The organism is Vibrio sp. PNB23_22_6 (assembly GCF_052877535.1).
In genome coordinates this window covers 1-748 of record NZ_JBNFXP010000072.1, presented here as the reverse complement: position 1 = coordinate 748, position 748 = coordinate 1, and the positions used below count along the sequence as shown (strand labels likewise).

General features: G+C 58.3%; 1 protein-coding gene. It reads left to right on the top strand.

All coding sequences use genetic code 11. The annotated features are described in order from the left end of the window. On the top strand, nt 1-748 hold a 748-nt coding region (locus ACVA54_RS19660), incomplete at both ends, for an aconitase family protein (protein ID WP_446649891.1).

Genomic DNA, 748 nt, shown 5'->3' with positions numbered 1-748 from the left:
GCGTGGGTGGACTGGAAGCGGAAACCGTGATGCTGGGGCGTCCGTCGATGATGCGCCTGCCTGATATCGTGGGGGTCAAGTTAACTGGTCAACGCCAACCGGGCATTACCGCCACGGACATCGTGCTGGCGATTACCGAGTTCTTACGTAACGAACGTGTCGTCTCTTCGTATCTGGAATTCTTTGGCGAAGGCGCACGCGAGCTGACCATCGGTGACCGCGCGACCATCTCCAACATGACACCAGAATACGGCGCGACCGCAGGCATGTTCTACATTGATGAGCAGACCATCAACTACCTCAAATTGACCGGCCGTGATGATGAGCAAGTCAAATTGGTCGAGACTTACGCGAAGCAAACCGGGCTGTGGACCGACGATTTAGACAGCGCCGTGTATGAGCGCGTGCTGGAGTTTGACCTCGCCACCGTGAGTCGCAACCTCGCCGGGCCTTCCAACCCGCATCGCCGTTTGCCAACCTCAGAACTGACCGAGCGCGGCATCGCGGGCAAGTGGCAAGAGAAAGAGGGCGAGATGCCCGATGGCGCGGTCATCATCGCCGCGATTACCTCGTGCACCAACACCAGTAACCCGCGTAACGTGGTGGCTGCGGGCCTAGTGGCGAAAAAAGCCAACGAACTGGGACTGGTGCGTAAGCCATGGGTGAAAACCTCCTTTGCACCGGGTTCGAAAGTGGCGCGCCTCTATCTAGAAGAAGCGGGTCTCCTGCCTGAGTTGGAAAAGCTTGG